General features: G+C 53.4%; 20 protein-coding genes. 12 read left to right on the top strand and 8 right to left on the bottom strand.

Annotation, left to right across the window (positions count from 1 at the left end; genetic code table 11):
* The first annotated feature begins 19 nt into the window (after window positions 1-19).
* From G565_RS0103060 to G565_RS0103050, 3 genes are all read left to right on the top strand, one after another.
* Window positions 20-3,649 carry an ATP-binding protein gene (locus G565_RS0103060; RefSeq protein ID WP_028669653.1) on the top strand — a complete coding sequence of 1,210 codons (3,630 nt, stop codon included), beginning with the start codon at window positions 20-22 and terminating at the stop codon, window positions 3,647-3,649.
* A gap of 101 nt (window positions 3,650-3,750) precedes the next feature.
* Window positions 3,751-4,380, top strand: coding sequence for a uracil phosphoribosyltransferase (upp, locus tag G565_RS0103055; RefSeq protein ID WP_028669652.1), 630 nt, complete (start codon window positions 3,751-3,753; stop codon window positions 4,378-4,380).
* Window positions 4,381-4,556: 176 nt separating this feature from the next.
* Window positions 4,557-5,270: a winged helix-turn-helix domain-containing protein gene (locus tag G565_RS0103050; RefSeq protein ID WP_028669651.1), complete on the top strand. Its 714-nt coding sequence runs from the start codon at window positions 4,557-4,559 to the stop codon at window positions 5,268-5,270.
* 15 nt (window positions 5,271-5,285) lie between these two features.
* On the opposite strand, the gene G565_RS22705 is transcribed toward G565_RS0103050, so the two are convergent.
* Complete coding sequence (locus G565_RS22705) at window positions 5,286-6,272, bottom strand: class I SAM-dependent methyltransferase (protein ID WP_051207209.1); 987 nt, start codon at window positions 6,270-6,272, stop codon at window positions 5,286-5,288.
* A 335-nt stretch (window positions 6,273-6,607) separates the two neighbouring features.
* Here G565_RS22705 and G565_RS0103040 point away from each other — a divergent pair, with 335 nt between their 5' ends.
* Window positions 6,608-7,243, top strand: a complete 636-nt coding sequence (locus G565_RS0103040; RefSeq protein ID WP_028669650.1) for a hypothetical protein — start codon at window positions 6,608-6,610, stop codon at window positions 7,241-7,243.
* Here G565_RS0103040 and G565_RS0103035 read toward each other — a convergent pair.
* Window positions 7,237-7,566 (bottom strand): hypothetical protein, encoded by a 330-nt coding sequence (locus G565_RS0103035; protein WP_028669649.1) that lies wholly within the window; start codon window positions 7,564-7,566, stop codon window positions 7,237-7,239. The genes G565_RS0103040 and G565_RS0103035 overlap by 7 nt on opposite strands.
* A gap of 741 nt (window positions 7,567-8,307) precedes the next feature.
* Between G565_RS0103035 and G565_RS27175 the strand changes: the two genes are divergently transcribed.
* From G565_RS27175 to G565_RS22695, 4 genes are all read left to right on the top strand, one after another.
* A complete protein-coding gene (locus G565_RS27175; protein ID WP_051207207.1) occupies window positions 8,308-9,105 on the top strand; it encodes a hypothetical protein in 798 nt (265 codons plus the stop codon).
* 118 nt (window positions 9,106-9,223) lie between these two features.
* Window positions 9,224-9,940, top strand: coding sequence for a tRNA (adenosine(37)-N6)-threonylcarbamoyltransferase complex dimerization subunit type 1 TsaB (tsaB, locus tag G565_RS0103025; protein WP_028669648.1), 717 nt, complete (start codon window positions 9,224-9,226; stop codon window positions 9,938-9,940).
* Between the two features lie 70 nt (window positions 9,941-10,010).
* Complete coding sequence (locus tag G565_RS0103020; RefSeq protein WP_028669647.1) at window positions 10,011-10,820, top strand: undecaprenyl-diphosphate phosphatase; 810 nt, start codon at window positions 10,011-10,013, stop codon at window positions 10,818-10,820.
* 30 nt (window positions 10,821-10,850) lie between these two features.
* Window positions 10,851-11,627 carry a class I SAM-dependent methyltransferase gene (locus tag G565_RS22695; RefSeq protein WP_084649193.1) on the top strand — a complete coding sequence of 259 codons (777 nt, stop codon included), beginning with the start codon at window positions 10,851-10,853 and terminating at the stop codon, window positions 11,625-11,627.
* 239 nt (window positions 11,628-11,866) lie between these two features.
* Here G565_RS22695 and plsB read toward each other — a convergent pair whose 3' ends face one another.
* Window positions 11,867-14,362, bottom strand: a complete 2,496-nt coding sequence (plsB, locus tag G565_RS22690; protein ID WP_037337411.1) for a glycerol-3-phosphate 1-O-acyltransferase PlsB — start codon at window positions 14,360-14,362, stop codon at window positions 11,867-11,869.
* Between the two features lie 82 nt (window positions 14,363-14,444).
* Window positions 14,445-14,651 (bottom strand): SlyX family protein, encoded by a 207-nt coding sequence (locus tag G565_RS0103005; protein ID WP_028669646.1) that lies wholly within the window; start codon window positions 14,649-14,651, stop codon window positions 14,445-14,447.
* A gap of 344 nt (window positions 14,652-14,995) precedes the next feature.
* On the opposite strand from G565_RS0103005, the gene G565_RS27570 reads away from it, so the two are divergent.
* Window positions 14,996-15,445, top strand: coding sequence for a cold-shock protein (locus G565_RS27570; protein ID WP_051207203.1), 450 nt, complete (start codon window positions 14,996-14,998; stop codon window positions 15,443-15,445).
* A gap of 62 nt (window positions 15,446-15,507) precedes the next feature.
* On the opposite strand, the gene G565_RS0102995 is transcribed toward G565_RS27570, so the two are convergent.
* Both G565_RS0102995 and G565_RS26700 read right to left on the bottom strand, forming a co-directional pair.
* A complete protein-coding gene (locus tag G565_RS0102995) occupies window positions 15,508-15,900 on the bottom strand; it encodes a hypothetical protein (protein ID WP_028669644.1) in 393 nt (130 codons plus the stop codon).
* On the bottom strand, window positions 15,878-16,183 hold the full coding sequence (locus G565_RS26700) for a hypothetical protein (protein ID WP_037337409.1): 306 nt from the start codon (window positions 16,181-16,183) through the stop codon (window positions 15,878-15,880). Before G565_RS26700 ends, G565_RS0102995 begins: the two co-directional genes overlap by 23 nt.
* Before the next feature lie 84 nt (window positions 16,184-16,267).
* Between G565_RS26700 and dapE the strand changes: the two genes are divergently transcribed.
* Window positions 16,268-17,413, top strand: a complete 1,146-nt coding sequence (gene dapE, locus G565_RS0102980) for a succinyl-diaminopimelate desuccinylase (protein ID WP_028669643.1) — start codon at window positions 16,268-16,270, stop codon at window positions 17,411-17,413.
* On the opposite strand, the gene G565_RS0102975 is transcribed toward dapE, so the two are convergent.
* Window positions 17,376-17,801, bottom strand: a complete 426-nt coding sequence (locus G565_RS0102975; RefSeq protein WP_028669642.1) for a DUF2721 domain-containing protein — start codon at window positions 17,799-17,801, stop codon at window positions 17,376-17,378. The genes dapE and G565_RS0102975 overlap by 38 nt on opposite strands.
* 83 nt (window positions 17,802-17,884) lie before the next feature.
* Here G565_RS0102975 and G565_RS0102970 point away from each other — a divergent pair, with 83 nt between their 5' ends.
* Both G565_RS0102970 and G565_RS25730 read left to right on the top strand, forming a co-directional pair.
* Complete coding sequence (locus G565_RS0102970; protein WP_037337406.1) at window positions 17,885-18,322, top strand: tellurite resistance TerB family protein; 438 nt, start codon at window positions 17,885-17,887, stop codon at window positions 18,320-18,322.
* A gap of 209 nt (window positions 18,323-18,531) precedes the next feature.
* Window positions 18,532-19,728, top strand: a complete 1,197-nt coding sequence (locus tag G565_RS25730) for a M15 family metallopeptidase (protein WP_169579608.1) — start codon at window positions 18,532-18,534, stop codon at window positions 19,726-19,728.
* Between the two features lie 99 nt (window positions 19,729-19,827).
* Here G565_RS25730 and G565_RS0102960 read toward each other — a convergent pair whose 3' ends face one another.
* Window positions 19,828-21,180: a class II 3-deoxy-7-phosphoheptulonate synthase gene (locus tag G565_RS0102960; RefSeq protein WP_028669639.1), complete on the bottom strand. Its 1,353-nt coding sequence runs from the start codon at window positions 21,178-21,180 to the stop codon at window positions 19,828-19,830.
* Window positions 21,181-21,313: the final 133 nt, after the last annotated feature.

The following is a 21,313-nucleotide window of genomic DNA, read 5'->3' as shown; positions in this document are numbered from 1 at the left end:
TTTTTGTACAGGACTCATTATGTTTCTGAAAAAATTCATCTACGTGAACTGGGGCAACATACCGCTGCTGGAATTCGATTTCGGGCCAATCAACCTGCTCAGTGGTGGCAATGGCTCCGGTAAAACCACGGCGGCCGACGCCCTGCAAACGATCATGACCGCCGCTCACGATACGTTGTTTCATTTTAACCCGGGGCAGGATGAAGCCACACAACGTGGACGCGGTAAGCAGGTGCGTACACTGGCATCCTATGTGCTGGGCTGCGATGACGGTTCCTACGCGCGGCCGGACGGGGCTGTCGGCTACCTGGCTGCGGTCTTTCACCCGACCGAAGGCGAGCCCGCCGAACCCTTCACCGCTGTGATTGGCGCCAGTGCCTATCTCGATAAAGCGGGCACTCAGCCGGTCGCAAGAATGGGAGACATCAGTTACCTGATCGCTCCTGGCGAACAACTCAGCCAGTCTGACTTTGTGATCGAAGGCGATACGGGTCGCAGCGTTGTCAAACTCGACGCATTGGTTGGCCGACTAAAAGCGCAGACGGTTTCAATCGAAAAGTACGATACCAAAAAGCAATACTTGCGTCGTTTTTACGCCGCCATTCGTGGCCGTAACGATGCCGTCAGTGAGCGTGAAGCGATGAACGCGGCGCGTGCCTTTTCACGATTTATGGCCTACAAACCGGTCAAAGGCATCAATGCGTTCGTGGCTCAGGAGATTCTTGAACAGAAAGACCTGGGTGAAGCCATTCGTACCGTATCGGACCTGATGAAAACCATCAGCGGAATGGAAGCCGAAGCCAACCGGCTGAAAAACACCATTGATCGACTGACGACATCAAGGGCGCACAGCGATCGCTATATTGACCAGTGGCTCGACTACAACCTGGCCGATTACATTGCCGCCAAATCCCGCTTCGTCAACGATCAAAAACGCTACCTGACCGCCAAGCAGGAGCAGCAGAACCTGCTGCAGCAGCGCGATACCGTTCAAGCTGACCTCGACGTTGCCGAACAGCGCCGGGACCAGTCGCATGAGCAATTGGTGTCGCTGGAAGCACAGCGCCGGGGCGTGGGTGCCTTGCAGGACAAGGATAAATTTGAAACCCAGGCCGAGCAGTGCCAAAAAACCCTGACTCAACTGGCCACGCCGCTGCTGCAACAGGACGATGCACTGCAACGCAGTCTCAAAGCCAGTGCCCGGATACAACAAAGCCTGTTAAAAACCAGCCTGGCGACTGAACTTCCGGATCTGGCGGGTAAACAACTCGGGCAACTGAGCAAATCGGTGATGCAGCAGTCGGACAGCCCGGTCGATTTTCGCAGCCTGATGAATCGGGACTGGATTGATCTGTCACCATTGGAACAGCATCTTGATGATGTGATCGCCCAGCAAAGCCTGATGAACCAATGGCGTGAAGCCTGGTTCAGTGATGGCTGGTCAAGTACCGGGGTCAGTTTGCGTGACCAACTGCAACGTGTGCAGGACAGGCGCGAACAGAAATTGACTCAGATTCGCCAGGCAATCTCTCGCAAGCAACAGGATATTGACAGCCTGGAAGGTCAGCAACTGAATTACCCCTACCATGTGCGCACCGCGCTGGAGGCGATTCGTCGAGAGTTGCCTGAAGCCGACCCCCGGGTACTGTGTGACCATGTTGATATTCACGACCCAAAATGGCAGTCGGCACTGGAGGGCTATATCGGTGGTGCTCGCTTTGCAATTCTGGTTGAAGCCAACTTTGAGGCAGAGGCCATCCAAATTGTACGCAACCTGCCCAAAGACAATAGGGCCCGGGTCATTCAAGGCAGCAAGGCCCGCCAGGATGCCGACAGGGTGACCCTGCCAGCCAACTCAATCGTGCATTTGATGGATTTTGACCACTCGGTCGCCCGTGCCTATTTAACCGCAAGTTATGGTCTTGTTGAACAGTGTGAAGACGCCGACGCATTGAAAAAGACGCGTCGTGGCGTGACTCATCAGGGGCTCGGTAGCGGTGCCTATGCCATGTACCGTTGCGATATGCCTGTCTCCGATCTGGTCTTTGGTCAGGGTGCACGCGAACGCGCCATGGCCGCCAAGAAAGATGAACTGATGACGCTGGCACAACAGGCCAACGACTGGCAGTCGCAGGTAGAAGAAGTCAGTGCGCTGTATCAGGCGGTGAATCAGTTGGCGCATTTGAGCCATGCCGATCTGATGCGCGACATGCTGGAAGCCCAGCGGGCATTGCGCATGGCCGAGCAGGCGCTGGCTTCGCTGGATCTGAGTGACGCCCAGGGGCTTGAAGACGAATATCGCGAGGTCAGTGAACAACTGAAGGCATTGGATGCGCGCATTCGCGAGCTGATTGAGCGTAAGGGTAGCCTGGGCGAGCGCATAGAGACTCTGTCGCGTCAGTGCAAGGCTCTGAGTGATCAGCAGGAGACCACTGAACTGCATAGCGAACGCAAGGAAAACTACCTTCGCGATCTGGTCAGTGTGTGGCCGGAATTTGACGTCGACGCCAGACTGGAAGAGGCCGATGCAGCCGCCGAAACCGCCGATGCGGATACTCAGGAAAACCTGCGCAAGTCACTGGAAAGTGAGCTTAATGCCCGTGCCCATGAACTGGAACAATTGCTCAAGGATCACAATCAGGACTGCCAGCCGCAAGATGCCATTGCGCTCGATTTGAATTATAGCGAACTGCACAGTGCTGAGTTCTTCAAGGGCATTGTGTCTTTGCGTCGCCAGGTCGACCAGGTACATAACCGTCTGAAAAATAACATCCTGGTCGAGAAGGTCGACAATCTGGGCGCCCTGAAAGACAGCTTCAACAATGCCTTTGTGACCAACCTGTGCCATGCCATTTACCAGTCGATTAACGATGGTAAACGAGTGCTGGAAGATTTGAACGCCGAGCTTGAGCATCACCGGTTCGGCGCCGATCGCGAACGGTATTGGTTCGACTGGGACTGGGTGCCGGAATACCGCGAGTACTGGCATTTCTTCGATGAAGTGATTAAGAGCCCCTCTCTTGGCGAAGGGCAGACCCTGTTCGATACCGAACTGAGCGCGCGTTCAGCCCAGGTTCGTGACCAGTTAATGGAGATGTTGCTCGATGACGACGAGCAGCGAGCGTTACGTGAACTGGAGCGACTGTCTGATTACCGCAATTATCGCAATTACGAAATCTATAAACAGCCCGAAGGCAAACAGCCGATTGCGTTAAGCCAGTACGGCACCGGTTCGGGCGGCCAGTTGGAAACCCCGGCCTATATCATTCGTTCGGCGGCCATTACATCGGCTTTTCGCTTTAATGAGGGTGATTCGCACCTGCGCATGGTATTGGTGGATGAGGCCTTCTCAAAAATGGATGAAACGCGCTCCAAAGAGGTGATCCGTTACCTGACCGAGTCGCTCGGGCTGCAATTATTGTTCATCATGCCGACCAGTAAGTCCGGCCCTTTTATGGACATGATTTCCAATCAGTTTGTGTTCTCCAAGGTGCCGCTCGGCCAGGGGAATCGGGTCGGGCAGTTGAACACCCGGGTGTTGGTGGACCGGCAAAAGTGTAACCAGGATAAAATACGGACACTCTGGGCCAATCATCGCAAGGTGATTCGCCAACAGGCAGAGCTCGATTTTATGGCCGATATTGAGTAAATAAGGAAAGGTGCCGGTTCGGTTGGATCTGCCATACTGTCAATACAGCTTTGGTAGCTTGGTTTAACCGTTTTCGGCGTCTGTCGACTGAGGATTCCCATATGGCAATACATGAAATCACCCACCCTCTGATCCAGCATAAACTGGGGTTAATGCGCGAGGCGGGTATCAGTACCAAACATTTTCGTGAACTGGCCGGTGAGGTTGGCAACCTGCTGACATACGAAGCCGGGCGCGAACTTGAGACCGAGACGGTGGAAATTGAAAGCTGGACCGGGGCACCTTTAAAGGTTCAGCGGATAAAAGGCAAGAAAATCACTGTGGTGCCTATTCTGCGTGCCGGGCTCGGAATGCTCGATGGCGTCATGCAGTTGATTCCAAACGCCAAAGTCAGTGTGGTTGGCCTTTACCGGGATGAAGAAACACTGGAACCGGTGCCTTATTTCGACAAAGTCATCGAAGATGTCGAAGATCGGACGGCTCTGATCGTTGATCCGATGCTGGCGACCGGTGGCACTTTGATCGCGACTATTGAACTGCTGAAAGCCAAGGGCTGCAAGCGCATCATGGGGCTGTTTTTGGTTGCCGCGCCCGAAGGCATCGACACCGTACTGAAGTTACACCCCGATATCGACCTGTATGTCGCTTCAGTGGATGACCGACTGGATGCTCAGGGCTACATTATCCCCGGGCTGGGTGATGCCGGTGACAAAATCTTCGGAACTCGCTGACGACAGCCAATTTACCGCGCTCTGTGCATTTAATTTGCTGCAAAACTGAAAATAGAGTCTAAAGTAGGGGGTGTGACATGCCGAGTCCTCGCCGGAGGCAGTTGATGGCACCGGACGAGGCTGGCACTTAATATCAGCCTGACGGAGTCAGCGCTGTAGGATACCGGGCCAAAATCATGCAAAAACAGCGTTTGTTAATTGTTGACGACAATCTCGACTATGCGCGCAAGCTACGGGATTACCTTGCGAGTAACGAATACGAGGTTGATGTGGAATCCGATTCGTCTGTTGCCTTGCGCCGTATACGGGATGAACAGCCCGGCGTGGTCCTGATAGAAGTTGATTTGCATGGTGATAGCGGCCTTACCGTGTGCAAGCTTAGCCGCAAGGAATTCAAAGGCGGTATCATACTGCTGAATGAGACCGCCGATGAACTTGATCAGGTGCTCGGGCTTGATCTGGGTGCCGATGACTACCTGTTAAAATCAACCTCCCATCGACTGATTCTGGCCCGTTGCCAGGCGCTGATGCGGCGCTCTGATCGTGCCAAGGCCGTGGATATTCCAGCCAGGACCGAACGCCTTCAGTTTGGTGACCTGATCATCGACAACACCATGCGCGAAGCCTGGCTAGGCAGCTCAACCATCGACCTGACCAGCGCGGAGTTCGATTTGTTGTGGTTGTTGTCCAGCCACGCTGGCCAGATTTTAACGCGTGAAGAAATCTTCAATCGGTTGCGGGGTATCGAATACGACGGTCAGGATCGATCTGTTGACGTTCGGGTATCACGTATTCGCCCGAAAGTCGGGGATGATCCCGATCATCCCCGTCGTATCAAGACGGTGCGCAGCAAAGGCTACTTGTTCGTAGGCGAAGTGTTTAAACACTGAACCGGGATAGCAAGGCTACTTGCGCTTTGCCCGGTACACCTTGAACCCGCGCCCGTGGGCCATTTCTTCGACCATACCCACGGTCGCTGGCAAGCAAGACTGGTAGTCCAGAAATTCGTTCGCAACCCACCACAGTGTTCCACCGGACACCAGCCAGTCAGCACTGGCCCTGAACAACTGTTCGCTGGCTTCGTAATGAGTGCGTATGCCGGTGTGAAAGGGTGGGTTGGTGATGATGGCGTTGAACCGGGTACGGTCCAGTTGGGCCAGGCCATCTGACCAAATCACCCGATAGCGATCTTCGGTAGCAACCCTGGCGAGGTTTTTTTCGCAGGAACGTACGGCCAGCCAATCGATATCCAGCGCTGTAACCGTGACAGTATCCGACTGACTGAGGAGAGTCTGGGCGATAACGCCACTGCCACAGCCAAAGTCGAGGCAGTGGCCTTTCAGGGCCGGTAGCACTCCCAGAAGTAAGGCCGTTCCCTTGTCGAGACGATTTTGGCTAAAGACACCGGGACCTGCTTGCAGTAATCGACCCTGATACTCGAACTCAGTCCAGGTCGGGGCTTGGGGTAGGGTGTGATCTGGCGCTGGATGCAGCTGATGCAGGACGCAATGGCGAGCGCTGTCCCATTTTTCTGTGCTTGCCCAGTCAAGCACCCGCTTGGGAAGGCTTTTGATTCCGCCCTTGTTTTCGCCGACCACCCACAGTCGACAGTTTGGATTCCGTTGCACAAAACTGGCGATCTGGTGCAGCCACCAGGCCAGACGTTCTTTGGCTTTCGGGTAGAACAGAATAATACCCTCTGTCTGGTCCGGCCAGGGTTCATCGGGCGACAGGGTGGTGAGCCCGGGTGTATTGAAAGCACTGCGATCAAGGCAGATGGCCTGGTCAGTCGATTTAATCAGACCATGGCTTTCGGGCGCGTCCAGCCAGAGCATTTTGAGCGCGGAAAAGTGAGCCTGGTGACGTTCAAGAAGTTGCCAGCTAGGATGCATGGGAGAGCTGTCCTTAAAAAACGGAGAGTTTAGCAAACTAGTCAGGGAAAGGGACAGGCAGTTATTCGGCAGCAAGAAAACGTGGCGGGTATTTCGAAACCAAAAAAAACGGACACCGGGGAAGATGTCCGCATGAATGTGGGGTTGAGTCCCCATAGGAGTAGTCACCATACTGCTGCTATCAACAGTTCTTAAAGTATAGTGTCTGCTTCAAATGTCGCTGACTGTATGTTGAATCAATGCGTTCTAAACTTAAGGTTTTTAACAACGAACCGACATAATTCGTGCGTTAGTCAAATGACTGACCACAGTTCGGATCAAAATGAGGCGGATGGATGACTGGATTGAGAAGGCTATTAGTCGTTACCTCTATTCTGGCACTGGGCCTGCTGCCTGTTGTGGGGTACAGCTATGGTACGGTGGGCCACGCCAGTCAACAGTTGCGACTGCTGGCGTCCGAACTGATTCCGCCGGTGCTGAATAGCCAGGCGTTGACTGTCCGGGTACCTGAACTGCCTTATGTGATACTGGATACGGAATCACAAGCATTTCGACGTCAGTTGGATGTACTGGTTGATGAAGGTATGTTGGAGCGCGAAGCGGTCGTCGCCGAGCAGCGGGAACTGACGTCTCAGGGCTGGGTAACCCGAAATACGGCAGGGGTTCAGTACTTGCCGGTTACGGGACAGTTGCAGCCGACAATCCGGTATGGAGATGCTGTACTGCTTCGTTTGGGGGAGATCACCCTTGATCCACAAACCGGGGGTGATACACAGGCCCGGATCAGTTTTAGTTGGCAAGTGGATGACCTCAAAGAATGGGTGTGGGCCCCTGTTTTTGATGGCGATGACCGATTAAACCAAATCAAGGCCAGTCAGGAGTCGCCCATACCCGGGTCGGCAAACCTGGTATGGGATCCGCAGGGTCAAATCTGGAGACTGAATGGGCTGGTGCCGTTTGCAGGTCAGTGACCCGGGTGCACCTTGCACAAACGCTGATTGAGCTGAAAAATGGCAGCCTTAAGGGCCGTCGGCATCAATAGGGCATTCAGCGTCGGTTCCTCCGACAATAGACCCTGAATTACCTGAACTAGAATGTCAGACCAGTCATCAGCGATAAAACACTCCGGCGGCAACTCATGCAGCGCATCCATGAGTAACCCTTTCATCTCCGGCATGCGTCGCTGGGCACATTCGTTGAACGCAAGGCTGACAATCATATCCGCAACCTGATGCCTGCGTAAGAAAACGAGGGATGGGGCCGGCGCCCCGGTCGCGGCATGGTAACCAGTCATTGATAGCCTCCTGATTCGGATCAACGGCCAGTCAAGCTACGCCGGTGCTCGCCAGCCAGCAATGCATAACCCTGGGGAGAGGGTGTGTACAAGATGTCGATAACTTTGTGTGAGTGAATGCTTACAGTAAAGGCCCTGAAATATCTCGTTAGAGGCTTTGTGTATCTTTGTAACTCAATGGGCTATAAGGAGGCAGGGTGGGGTTGTATAGCCTAAATAGGCTAGTAGGCTATGCGAAAATGGAGGTAGAACCAAGCAGTCTATCTGCTCCGGTTTCCATGGGGCCATTATGATAAGAATAGTCAGGGAGCTGGTTGCCCGATTCCGGCGGAAAATTTTATTATCAGAAACCAATAAGAATAGGGAGGTAACGTCACCTGGTTATAAACCAGTTAGGACTTTATTGTTGTCTTTTCTCTGTTTGGATTAACCCTGGTGAATATTCAGCGCTATTGTCAGAACGGGAGTGTGCAATAGAGGATTAATTCACTCTCAGGGTTTTCATTTGCGGCTGGATTTGCAACTCAATAAAATTACTAAAAACTGGCTTTATGACTTATTAAAAAAGGAATTGCTCAGTTTTTGGAAATTTATACAGCGAATGATGATGCTAATATCACTTTTTGTTAAATTATAGTTTGCATCTTTAAAGCCATCTGACTAAATTAGTGACATTGCATTACTCTATTGGAATGAGTGTTCATTCCGCGTATCGACGTAATAATTGAGAAGGAGATACCCATGGCTGTTGCCAAAAAGAAAACTGCTGCCAAGCGTGGCCCTAAGCCCGGTGCAAAACGCACTGCCAAGAAAGCAGTAACCCGCAAAACACCTGCTAAGAAAACCACCGCTAAAAAAGCGACCGCGAAAAAGGCACCTGCAAAAAAAGCAGCAGCTAAAAAAGCGGCGGGTCGTCCTCGGGCGGCGGCAACTGCCGTAACATCGGCCATTAATACCGGTGTAGTGTCTGCCGCTAAAAAGCTGGATAAGGCTGAAGGCGATCTGGTTAAAGCACAAGCCAAACTGGATACCATAGCCGCTAAGAAAGCCACCGCTAAAACCAAAGTTGCGACGGTCAAGTCAGCGGCGTCAAAGCGTGCGCTGGATACCGCTGTAGCCCAGGAAAAAGCCGCTAAAGAGACCGTAGCAAAATTCAAGCAAGCGGTTAAGGTGGCCAAGTTTGACCATAAAGTTGCTGAGATCGAAGCTCAGGCTGAAGAGCTGAAAGCCAAGGTTGAATTGAAGGCCGCTGAGTTTGAAATGGGTCTGGCCACCAAGCAGGAAGAAGATCTGGCGAAAGAAATCGCCAAATTTGAGTCCAAGTGGCGTCAGGCGCGTGTTCGCAAAGATGCCAAGAAGCTGAAGGTCTTCCGCGCGAAAGAGGAAGCCAAAAGCAAGGCAGCGGCACGCAAAATAAAGGCAAAAGTTAAGTCGTTGACCAAAAAAGAAGCCACGAAGCAAAAGCCAGGCCCTAAAAAGCGCGGTCGTCGGCCGGGTCCGGGTCGTCCGCCAAAAGCGAAAGCTGCAGCGACAAGCTGAGTAGAGCTGTCGGTCTGATTTGAAGCATTGCCCTGAAAAGCCACCGTACGGTGGCTTTTTTGTGTTCTGAACAGGGTCAGCGCTGTGCTAAACTGCCGGCTTTTCAGGGTTTGATCCTATGACGCGATTACTGGCCATCGACACCACAGGTGATTACTGCTCACTGGCGTTAAAAGACGGGGACCGTGTCTTACAATGCCATCAGAGTTTGCCAAGGCAGCACGCTCGTCAAATCTTGCCATTGCTGGATCAGTTGGTTGCTGAGTCGGGCTGGGCACGAACCAGTCTGGATGCGGTTGTTTACGGGCGTGGACCTGGCTCGTTCACGGGCATTCGTATTGCTGCGGGTATTGCTCAGGGTATTGCTTTAGGCGCCGATTGCGGGGTGATTCCGGTCAGTACACTGCAAACACTGGCTATGGAAGCTGGTCATGCCAACCCCGATGCCCGCCAAGTATGGGTAGCCCTGGACGCACGCATGCGCGAGTTGTACGTTGCGCGATTCCAGATCGACCAGGGTTTTCCTGTTTTTCAGGGTGATGAATCACTGTTAACGCCGAACCAATTACCGGTACCGCCCACCAGTGACGCCAGTGTGGGTGCTTATTTTGCCGGAAGTGGCTGGCAGACTGATTATGGGTTCAGCGATGCCTGGACAGCAGCCTTGGCATTGCAGCCGCCCAAGTTGACGTTACCCAAAGCGATTTGGGGGGCCGAGTTGGCGCTGGCTTTGTTGCACCGCGATGCGAGCGTCAAGGTGGCACCTGAGCAGGCACTGCCGGTGTATTTGCGTGACAAAGTAACATGGGATAATAAGCCAAAAGTTGGAGGGTGACTGTTGCTCTCACATCGTCGCTTGTCTTCATTGTCCGGGGACGAGGTTTTTTACTGTAAAGGAAGCATAGATGCTATCTGAGCTGCAAATCATTGTTCTGGCTTTGATTCAGGGAATCACCGAGTTTTTGCCGATATCGAGCTCCGCTCATTTGATTTTGCCTTCGCAGCTGTTGGGTTGGCCTGATCAGGGCCTGGCATTCGACGTTGCTGTGCATGTCGGATCGTTGTTGGCAGTGCTCTGGTACTTTCGCGCCGACGTAGGGCGTATGTTAGTGCATTGGAGCCTGCATCTGGCGCGCCGTCCGCACGATGCCATTGAGCGGACCCTGGCCTGGTGGATCATTCTGGCAACAATCCCCGCTGTCGTGTTTGGCTATCTGTTTCAGGATCAGATAGAAACCCATTTGCGCAGTATTCTGGTCATTGCCATTACCACGAGTGTGTTTGGGGCCGCTCTTTGGTGGTCGGATGCGGGCGTAGCCGAAACGCGTACCTTGAAAGAACTGAATTGGAAACACACGCTGTTGATCGGTTTGGCGCAGGCGATCGCACTGATTCCAGGCACGTCGCGCAGTGGTATCACCATGACAGCAGCCATGGCGTTGGGTTACGGTAAAAAGGATGCCGCACGGTTCAGTTTTTTGCTGTCCATACCCTTGATTTTTGCAGCAGGCGTACTGAAAACGGTCAGCCTTGTCCAGCAACCGGACCTGGTATACTGGAATCAACTGATAGGCGGTACTCTGGTATCGTTTATTAGTGCTTACGCGTGCATTACGCTGTTTCTGAAGTGGATCGAACGCATTGGCTTTTTGCCCTTCGTACTCTACCGGTTCGCGCTCGGAGGGCTCTTGTTCTTCGTTTATTTTTCGCTGTGATCCGAACCCGGAGGCGACGGACATTCCACTATGGATGCGATAAACCATCGAATTGACTTCTACCTTGATTCGGCGCAGCCGGGGCATCTGATTGCATCACAGACTCAGGCCCGGCTTGCTCTTTATGCCCAGGAAGTCTCTGAACGCCCAGACGGCCTTTTTTTAACCATTACCGGGGGGGCGTTGGGGTTGGCCAGTGGTGACATGGTCAAACAGCACCCTGTCTGTGTTGATTTCATCGGTGGCGCTGCAAGGCATCGTCAGCAGTTCGGGGGAGGGCGATCACAGGCCATTGCCAAAGCAGTGGGGTTGCATCAGCGCAAAGACCTGGTGGTGCTGGACGCCACAGCAGGGCTTGGTCGTGATGCTTTTGTTCTGGCGAGCCTGGGGGCGACCGTGATCATGATGGAGCGACACCCCGTTGTGCGCTTGCTGTTGACTGACGGGCTCGAGCGAGCCCGCAGCAGTGGTGACCCGGTGTTTGATCGCATGAGTATGCACGATGGCACCTTGCTGAATATGGCTCACGCCTTGTCTCCTGACGTAGTCTATCTCGATCCAATGTATCCGGAGCGCCGCAGTAAAGCAGCGGTAAAAAAAGACATGGCGTTGTTTCACGCTCTGGTTGGGGCTGACGAAGACGCAGATGCTTTACTGGCGCCAGCACTGACCTGTGCGCAGCGCAGAGTGGTGGTGAAGCGACCGCGTATTGCCCCCCCGCTGGATGGCCAGAAACCAGGGCTTGTATTGGCTGGTAAAAGCAGCCGATTCGATATTTATCCGTTAAAGTCCATCAGCAACGACTAGTGTCATGAGTCTGAAATTCGTGACGATTACCCGACAGTCCGGATGGCACTGGAGCTATGGTTGACGACCAGCCAATTACCCTGCGAATTTCAGGCTCATAACACCAGCAAGTTGTAAGAAAAATGGCTTGCTGCCTTTTTCAACATACGAAAACCAACGGCTTACCAGTCGAGGATTTCGTGAGAACTTTCCTCGTGGCCACTGGCTGTATTTTCATTATTTGAGCGCCAGCTTTTGAGTTAAGGAGTCAGGGTCGGCCCTTCGTCCACTTGCGGTTGTTCGGGTTCGCTCTCACGCAGGCCAGTCACTTGCATAATCGAATACAGTACCTGGGCTGGTACGACGCTGTCTGATGCCAGCACAATATTCAGAATACGGTCGTCAAATTCAAGGCAATGCTGATCGTTGACGGTTATAGCTTGCCGGGCCTTCAGCGTCTGCAGGAAATTCTTAAACAAAGCTTTGTCAAAGAATTCCGGAGCATTGAGGCCGTTCAGTACCGACAGTCGTTGCGCCATTTGTTGCGACTGATTTTCCACCTCAGTGCTGGTCGCCTGGCCAGTGCCAGCGCGAATCAGCACAGCCAGTGTCAGTAAGTACCGCTCGAGAGTAGGGACCATAATGGCCGCCAGCAGTTCGAGTTTGAGTCGGCTGGCCGTTCCCATCAGGGACGCGAACCATCGATCTTCCTCCCGGTGAATGAGGCCGGCCTGGTGGAAGAATTCAATCCAGACTGACACCTGTTTCTGTGCTTCTTCGACACTGGGTGCAAGGAAAAGTTCACTTTGCAGGTAGGGGTAGATCAGCCCAACGCGTTCCCTGAGCTTATCCAGGCTGATGCCCTGGCCTTGTCCCAGCAGAGCCGCTACCAGAGCCGGAATGGCATAGAGGTGTTGCACGTTATTGCGGTAGTAAGACATTAGCACGGCGTTTTGACTGTCGAGGCCAAACAGATCGCCAAGCTTTTGCGGAATCCGCCGTAACATACCCATTTGCTCTGTGTAGTCGATCCACTGTTTGGCATCGCCCTCAGGCCAGGTAATGTGGGTGTCATAGGGCAGGTGTTGCTGCAGCTCAGTCAGCAGGGTCAATTGCTGTTGCAGCAATTCCCCGTCCATTGCCTGGCGTGGTGTTGCCAGTAAGGTCAGCGCAACGAGGTTGATCGGGTTCAATGCGGCCGCAGAGTTAATGCGGGTTACCACGCTGCGGGACAGTTCATCAACAAAAGGGACCATCCAGCTTGGCCGGTCGTCTGGTCCGTAGGCGTGCTGATCCCAGCCAGGCTGAAGAGTTGCAAGCAGAGTGTTCAGATGCAGTGGTTCCCCCACGTTGAGATACACCTGTCCATAGTTTTTTAGCCGACGGACAGATTTGACCAGATCAAACAGATTCTCTTTTTTCTTTTCCTGGCCTTGCAGTTCACCCAGATAGGAACGTGACTCGAAAACCTTTTCATAGCCGATGTAAATCGGAATAAAAACGATTGGCCGGCGGTGATCCCGCAAATGGCTGCGCACCGTCATCGCCAGCGTACCCGTGGCAGGGGAGCGCATCCGGCCCGTGCGCGAACGGCCACCTTCGACAAAATACTCAACCGGGTAGCCACGGGAAAACACGGAATGCATGTATTCGTTGAATACCGCCGTATAGAGTTTATCGCCGCCAAACTTCCGGCGGATGAAAAACGCCCCGCCTCTGCGCAACAGGGCGCCAACCACCGGCATGTTGAGGTTTTCGCCAGCAGCGATATGGGGGACGTTGAGCCCCTGATAATACAGGGTATAGCTCAGCAGCAGGTAGTCGAGATGGCTACGGTGACAGGGCACGTAAACAATCTCATGATCTTCAGCCAGCTTTTTCACCGGATCCAGGCCGTTGACCAGAACCCCGTTGAATATTTTGTTCCACAGCCAGGTCAGAATAACATCGAGAAACCGAATGACATTGTATGACACATCGGCAGCGATGGTGTTGGCGTGTTTATGGGCAAGGCGTTCCGCTTTTTCCCGGCTGATGCCTTTGGCCGACGCATGTTGCTCAATGGCTTTTCGAACCGGAGCCGTATGCAACAGGTGACTGACCAAAACTCGTTTGTGTGACAGGTCTGGCCCGATTACAGCGGTGCGTACCCGCCGGAAATGAACGCGTAAAACCCGGGCAACCTTTCGGCTGGCAACGTCGGTATTTGGCTCGTCATTGACCAGTTGGCGCAGTGATACCGGTTCATTGATCTCGAAATAGGTATTGCGACCGTTGATTAACACCGTGAACAGCTTTCTAAGGCGTCCAGCCAGATTCCAGTTCGAGCTCAACAGAACTTTGAGCAGGTTATTGCTCTTGCTGGCGCCGCGGCCCCAGAAAAGTGCAACCGGGACCAGCAGAATATCTTCCTCAGGGTTTTCCGTCAGATAATTCAGCATGGGCTGAATCAGCGGAGCCACGCCCCTGCGATGGCGTCGCAACACGGAACGGCGTGCATGGATACTGATGAGCGGTCGGTTGCCCTCCAACCCGGGTAAAGTCAGGCGCCGGGACAGATCGGGCAGCCCCAGCTTGCGACACTGGTGATCCAGCACCATGGCATCAGCGGTGGATTGTTGCTCCAGTACGTAAACCACTGGGGTGCTCTTGGTGAGGACGTTCAGGTCAACCCTGGCTGGTTTGTTGTCGGTTCTGACCCATAAAAACAAGACGCTTTGAACGCAGCGGCTGATCATATCGAGCAACGATCGCATATAGGGGCACCTGTTTACCGTAAATATGGGGTTAGTTTACCTCAACCCAGGCTAAAACGCAGAGTGCTCCGCTATCAGGTGCTCAGTAGTGCGGTGGTGGCTGATCGACAATGTCGGGCGATAAACCTTCTTTAAAATCCTGCTGCTCTGCCGCCAGTCGCTGTAGGGCGAGTTCGAGTCGGGCCAGCCGTTGTTGCTGATCCGCAATGACGTGATTTAACTGATCGATGGTATCGTCCTGATGAGTCAGGCGTATTTCCAGGTCTGTCAGGCGCTCTTGCTGGTTCATATTCAGTGTCCAGGGCTGGTTTTTGGCGTAGTTTTTGGCATTATGACGGGCTTTGAGGTGACAGATCACGCGTTTTTAAACGTGAGTATGGAGCAGGAAGCTCAGTCACGGCGGTTAGCAGTGAGACCTGCTTGAGTAGCCATTGCCATTGATTTGGTGATGTTTGCTTATAGGAACAAATTGCGCACAGAGCACCTAAATATGAAGGAACGGCCTCTATCTCTACACGGGAGTATGAGCGAGTTTCTCAGACTAACCGTCTGCTTATGATAACAGCGTATCCAGGGATTGAACGTAATAATGACAACAATTCGAACAGTTGAGTGGTAATTATGAATGCAAGAATGTTTTTGATACGCGTCGGCGTGGCGCTTCTGGTAGCCCTTCCGGCTCCCGTTATTTTGGCAGCTGCCCTGATTTTGTCGGGTGTTGGAGCCGAAGTGACTCTGGCTGAACTGACCAATACCCGTGTCAGTGGCTCGGAATGGATTGCCTTTGTTGCGGTGCTGATTGTCGTATCTGTACTGGCTACACTGGCGCAGTACATGGCACAACCATTACTGGGGCAGGCAGAGAAAGATAATCGCGAAGAAGGTATCGTCAAGTGGTTTAACGTGAGTAAGGGGTTTGGGTTTATCACCCGGGATAATCAGGAAGATGTGTTTGTACACTTCCGATCCATTCGCGGACGTGGCCACCGGTCCCTGCAAGAGGGGCAGCGGGTAAAATTCGGTGTGGTTGAGAGCACCAAAGGGTTGCAGGCGGAAGATGTCACAGTAGTTCGCCAGCGTTAGGCCCGGGTGTTTCGACAAAAAAGGCGGGTTCAACCCGCTTTTTTTGTGCCTGCTTTCCAAACCTATCCGGTTTTCCAGCTAATAGCCGCTTCTGCGCCACCCGGCATGATCTGTACCCAGGCATCCGGATCGTCGGATTCTGTCCAGCCGCCGGCGGCAATGCGCGTTTCCTGGTTAAAGTGTTCACTCGCCGCCCTGGCGCAGGCCGCATCATCGGACCAGGGTAAGTCACTGCTGTTCAACCATAGGCTGGTGAAACGATCGGCCACCCGTTCAAGCACCAGAATGGAAAATGACTGGCGGTGCCAGTAGCCGGTCATCGCGACGGCATTCTTCGGCATTCCAGGTTGTCGCCCGGCCGGTTGTATATCGTCTAGGTGGTCTGCGAGCCAGGTTTTCAGCGCCTCGGCGGATGTGCTGGCAATGTATATTTCAATGTCGGTCGCTTCGGTCATGCGAAGGCTCCAATATAAACAGCAGTATTCGTAACAGGCTGATGGCCAGATACCCCATCAGCGCAACAAAGGAACCCAGAGCCACGAGCAACAGCCCCAGCAGCGTTGTTATTTCCTGCTGCAAGCTAGGTGTAAGCAGGGCGTCTGCCAAGAGAATTACCATCAGACCAGCACAAAATACAAAGCCGCCTGTGGTAAAGCGTTTCAGTGCTGTTCCGGGCTCGGGCGTTCGTGCCTTAAGCCAATGATACCACTGTGTTCGTCTGGAAGGCGGTAGGGTCATAGCGAAAGGAGGTGCTCCTGGTTAACGCCCGCGTCATTTACCCGTATCATACGCGCCATCATTCTATTCGTAAAAAGGTCGTCCATGTCCTCTGCAACGCTGACTCTGGCTAAAGAACTCATTTCACGCGCCTCTGTAACTCCCGAAGATCAGGGCTGCCAGGCCCTGATGGCCGAGCGCCTGGCTGCGGTTGGCTTCAGCAATGAGTCGATGCGTTTCGAGGATGTTGACAACCTCTGGTCGGTGCATGGTGAGGGGCAGCCGTTGTTGGTGTTTGCTGGCCATACCGATGTAGTGCCCACCGGAGAGGCATCGAAGTGGACCTTCCCCCCGTTTGAGCCAACCGAAGAGGATGGCATGCTCTATGGCCGTGGCGCAGCTGATATGAAAGGCAGTTTGGCGGCCATGGTGGTAGCTGCCGAGCGTTTTGCGGACCGGCACCCGAAGCATCAGGGAAGACTCGCTTTTCTGATTACCTCGGATGAAGAGGGCGATGCCTATAACGGTACCGTCCGGGTCGTGGATACCCTGACTGAGCGTGGAGATCACATCGATTGGGCCGTGGTTGGCGAGCCGTCCAGTACTGCTGTAGTGGGCGATACCATCAAGAACGGCCGACGCGGTTCCATGCTGGGGTATTTGACGATCAAGGGCGTTCAGGGTCATGTGGCGTACCCGCATCTGGCCAAAAACCCGGTGCACCTGGCGGCTCCGGCCATCGCCGCACTGAGTACTGAAGTCTGGGATCAGGGTAATGATTACTTCCCGGCTACCAGCTTTCAGATTTCCAATATTAACTCGGGTACCGGTGCTACCAATGTCATTCCCGGTGACGCCGAGATTATGTTCAGTTTTCGATTCAGTACGGAAGTGACGGTTGAGCAATTGCAGCAACGCACCCGCGCACTGCTCGACCAACAAGCGTTCGATTATGATTTGCGTTTTGAAGTGAAGGGGCAGCCATTTCTTACTGATCGCGGAGCACTGGTCCAGGCCGCGACAGCAGCCGTTGAGCAAGTACAGGGGTTTGCCACCGAGCTGTCAACCGCCGGTGGTACCTCAGACGGACGTTTCATTGCGCCAACCGGTGCGCAGGTCGTTGAGCTAGGCCCGGTTAATGCGACCATCCACAAAGTCGATGAATGCGTATCCATTGCCGATCTGGATACCCTGACGGACCTGTATTTGGCGATTATGGAGAATTTACTGGTGGACCCGGCTGCGTCGTAGCGGAGGGATCCTGCAGACCCTTGAGCTGCAATTGCAGCGCCTGGCCGCTGATTTGCACTTCGTAGAGGCTGAAACCCAGAGACGCAACCAGCAACACCAAAGAGGCTGCAAATAGCACAGTGCCCGGGCTGGGCATCTGAAGGAACAGCATCAACATCGACAGTACGCAGAAGATAAAGGCGATAATGCCCAAAACCTGCATGCGCCGGATGGCGACGATCCGAACTTTCAGGTGCAGGATTTGTTCACGTAAATCACGATCCGGATGTTCTGCATTCTGTTTGTAGAGTGAACGGATCAGTTGAGCGATTACCAGAAAGCGGTTTGTGTAGGCCAATAACAGCAGGGAAATGGCCGGAAACAGTAAAGCTGGTGTGGTCAGGTTCATGTGCTTGCTAGACTCCAGTTAAAAACAGGGACGGTACCTGGTGGGGTATTGTCATACACGTGAAAAAAGAGGAAGAGGTCACTATGTTATCCAAAATCATGGCCTGGTTTGATGCCCCTGAAGAGCCCATAGCCGAACTTACGGTTGATGAGGCCATTACAGTGTTAATGGTAGAGATCATGATGTCTGATCACGATCTGGATGCCCGCGAACAGGCAGCGATAACCGAGCGTTTGGTCGAGCGCACCGGAGAGCCTCGTGAAGTTGTTCAGGAACTGGTTTCCCGGGCTCAGCAAACCCATTCTGACAGCCATGACCTCTTCCAGTTTACCAAATTACTGAATGAGCAACTGAACGTCGATGAAAAAATGACGCTGGTGGTCGATCTGTGGCGCACCGCGCTGGCTGACGGGGTGATCGACAAGCATGAAGACCATATGATCCGGCGACTGTCCGACCTCTTATACCTCCATCACAGTCACTTTATCAAAGCAAAACATCAGGCCCTGGAGGCCGATTGACACCGATTTAGACAAATATTTGACACTTCAGGGTGTGTTTTAAACCCCGTATTAAATTTATTACTTCAATAGGTAGCAGTGCGTTGCAAATAAAGTAAAGGCATCAGATACTGCGGTGTGACCGGGGTCTCATACTAAAGATTAGAGATCGTCGGCCGCCATCAAGCATGGTTAGTGTGCCTGATACATCATTTTTCTGGAGTACATGCGTGAATCGAAGACAATTCCTGTACCAGACGTTGTCGGCTTCGGCAGTGTTAGTTGGAACAGGCTACGCCTCCGTTGACATGATACGGCGTTCGTCCAAGGTTTGGGGTCCAACCGAGGCCGAGCAGGCAAAAGCTGCAGTAGAGCAGGCCCTGCGAGGGGCTCCTTTGGTTGATGAAGCGGTGTCATATAACGCTACACCTTTCGCAGCAGCACCTGACCGGGAAGGGTTGAGCTATGCCCAGCCCGCCAGAGCCATGCAAACCATGGGTCCACGTTTTGAGACACCCAATGAGGCTGGCGGTCTAAAGGTACCCGCTGCATCTGACACGCTGGCCTCTGTTACCCCTGATTCAACATTGGTGGACGCCCTGTCCTCCGACTTCGCTGAGATGACACCGTCGCAATCGGAAACGCCGATATTGGACGAGACGGCAGCAACCGTCGGTGCTCCGGTTTACATTGCCGAAGTTGAAGACGAAGCAGAGCGTGTGCGCCAGAAAGTCGAGCATTTTGAATACGATTTTTCTGACGATGTTCATATGACTGAGACGGAATATACGACGCTGGTTTCAGCGCTTGAGCGCCTCAACCGGGTTCAGTCTTATGTCGGTCACGGTCATTTCAACGTTTTGTCGTTTGACGACATGTTGCGCTATGCCCGTTATCAGCCTCGCATCGGTGACTTCCCTACCGCTGAGTTGGATTATCTGGAAAAGCTTTTCTACGATGATGTGTCACGCCTGGGGTTTTTCGGCGAGCGAGTGATCAGTGACCTGACCCACAGTTATGCCGACAATGACATCTCCAAGATTCCCGGCAGCGGCCATTATCTCTTGCGCGGCGATTCGGAAGCTTTTTACGACAAAGTGCGTGAAAAAGTCGGCGACACTCTATTGCTGACCAGTGGTGTACGTGGCGTGGTTAAACAATACCACTTGTTTATGGCCAAAGCCGTTCAGTCTGAAGGTAACCTGTCGCGAGCCTCACGCTCGCTGGCGCCCCCGGGGCATTCTTTTCACGCAATTGGTGACTTCGATGTGGGCCGGATAAACGGTGGGCTGAGCAACTTCACCGCCGACTTCGCTCAGACCGATGAATTCAAGAGACTTCAGGATCTGGGTTTCGTCAAGATTCGCTATACCACGGACAATGAATATGGCGTGCGTTACGAGCCCTGGCATATTCGGGTGGTGTGACTAAAAAAGCGGGCCTGGCCCGCTTTTTTTAGTCACACTACCGGATCACCCCGGTGAGAGACTGGTTCCCCGGTAAGGGTGAGGGTTGGTCTTTGCTGATCAGCCTCTTCTCGCCTGCTTCACCGCATCAGCAATCAGAAACGACAGTTCCAGTGCCTGGTCTGCATTCAACCTGGGATCACAATGGCTGTGGTAGCGTTCCGCCAAATCATGCTCGGTGATCTCAAAAGCACCGCCGATGCATTCGGTCACGTTGCGACCGGTCATTTCAAAGTGAACGCCACCGGCGTGTGTCCCTTCGGCCCGGTGAATCTGAAAGAAATCTTTCACCTCTGACAGAATTGAATCAACAGCGCGTGTTTTGTAGCCGTTGCCGGTTTTTATGGTGTTGCCATGCATGGGGTCGCTGCTCCAGACCACATTGCGACCTTCCGCTTTCACCCGTTGCAACAAAGCCGGAAAGTGATCGGCAATCTTGTCGGCACCCATACGTACGATCAGGTTGAGCCGGCCGGGCTCATTGTTCGGATTGAGAATATCGATCAGCCGGATAAGGTCTTCCGGATCGGTACTGGGACCGGCTTTTAATCCGAGCGGGTTGTGAATGCCACGGCAGAATTCGACGTGGGCACTGTCGAGTTGGCGGGTGCGATCGCCGATCCACAGCATGTGTGCAGAGCAGTCATACCAGTCGCCGGTGAGACTGTCCTGGCGTGTTAGCGCTTGTTCGTAGGGCAGCAATAAGGCTTCATGTGAGGTGAAAAACTGAGTCTCACGAATCTGTGGGGTGTTTTCCGGAGAAATGCCGCAAGCGCTCATGAACGCCAGGGTGTCATCAATCATATCAGCCAGGTGCTGGTAGCGCTCACCCTGGGGACTTTTGTCGACAAAGCTCAGGTTCCACTGGTGCACCTGATGCAGGTCGGCCAACCCGCCCTGAGCGAATGCGCGCAACAGATTCAGCGTGGATGACGACTGATGGTAGGCTTTCAGCATTCTTGTCGGGTCGGGTATGCGGCTGTTTTCATCGAACCCGATGCCATTGATGATGTCACCCCGGTAGGAGGGTAGTGTGACGCCGCCGATGGTTTCATCATCGGCTGAGCGTGGCTTGGCGAACTGACCAGCCATGCGGCCGATCTTCACTACCGGACTTTGACCACCAAATGTCAGCACAACCGCCATTTGCAGCAATACTTTGAAGGTGTCGCGAATCTGGTTGGAATTGAATTCTTTGAAGCTTTCGGCGCAATCCCCGCCTTGAAGCAGAAAGGCATCACCGTTGGCAACACTAGCCAGCTGCTTCTTGAGTGCCCGGGCTTCACCGGCAAATACCAGCGGGGGCTGGTGGGCAAGTTCGGATTCAACGGCGTTCAGGGCACCCTGATCCGGGTAGTTGGGCAACTGTCGAATGGTCTTTTGGCGCCAGGATTCTGGGCTCCAGGATGTCATGTGGTGTCCTTTGGTTCAGTTCCGGTTTAGGTCGGTGGTTGACGTGTCAGCAGAGCGCGTCGGTCGCGAATTTCACGTCATGGCATTTTAGGCAATCGATCCATGATTGCCATTGATTATTCGGCAATGCAGG

Origin of the sequence: Saccharospirillum impatiens DSM 12546, from assembly GCF_000423605.1 — a bacterium.
Lineage (GTDB): Bacteria > Pseudomonadota > Gammaproteobacteria > Pseudomonadales > Natronospirillaceae > Saccharospirillum > Saccharospirillum impatiens.
Note: the sequence above shows the minus strand (reverse complement) of the source record. Positions and strands in the feature narration are given on the sequence as shown.